The organism is Vibrio sp. 2033, assembly GCF_033339735.1.
Genome location: NZ_JAWOVC010000726.1, coordinates 1 through 542, shown reverse-complemented (window position 1 = coordinate 542; position 542 = coordinate 1). Strand labels below are relative to the sequence as shown.

1 protein-coding gene is annotated in these 542 nt (G+C 42.6%); it reads left to right on the top strand.

Going from position 1 to position 542, the window contains the following annotated elements; translation table 11 throughout:
* A partial coding sequence (locus R7P74_RS28745) for a tyrosine/phenylalanine carboxypeptidase domain-containing protein (protein ID WP_318124100.1) occupies window positions 1–532 on the top strand: 532 nt, incomplete at its 5' end.
* Between the last annotated feature and the right edge of the window lie 10 nt (window positions 533–542).

The following is a 542-nucleotide window of genomic DNA, read 5'->3' as shown; positions in this document are numbered from 1 at the left end:
GGCTAACTTTAACGAACCAATTACTAGCCAGCTATTAGCAATAGATGAAACCCTCACTCAGTTAGTCACTGATATTGATATTCTTAGCAGCGTAAACCCGCTTAATTACGCCCAAGAGCGAGAAAGGTTCATCAGTAATAAGTACTCGCAAGAACCTAACTTTCAGTACCAGAAAGCGCCTCTTGACACTCATCAGTCAAAACGCCGTTTGTACGAATTGCCTTTGGAACACATCGAAGATGCTCAGTTACAAAAGCTTTATGAGGATGTCATTCAGTCTTACGCCGACAAACTTGATCAAGTCAACACCATAGGTACGCAAGAGTTCCTATACAACTCTCTGCGCTATTACGGTGAACCAAGTGCGAAAGACATTGCTAACGCACATTTCATTTTGCATCTGCCGACAGAAGAAGAGAGCAAACCAGAGCATGATAGCCGCTCCATTGCTCATTTCATGCAAAGCTTCGCTGATAAAAATGGGTACGAATGTGAAATTCAAATCTTAGATGGCATGCTAGCAAACGCTTAGGTGTTAGGCT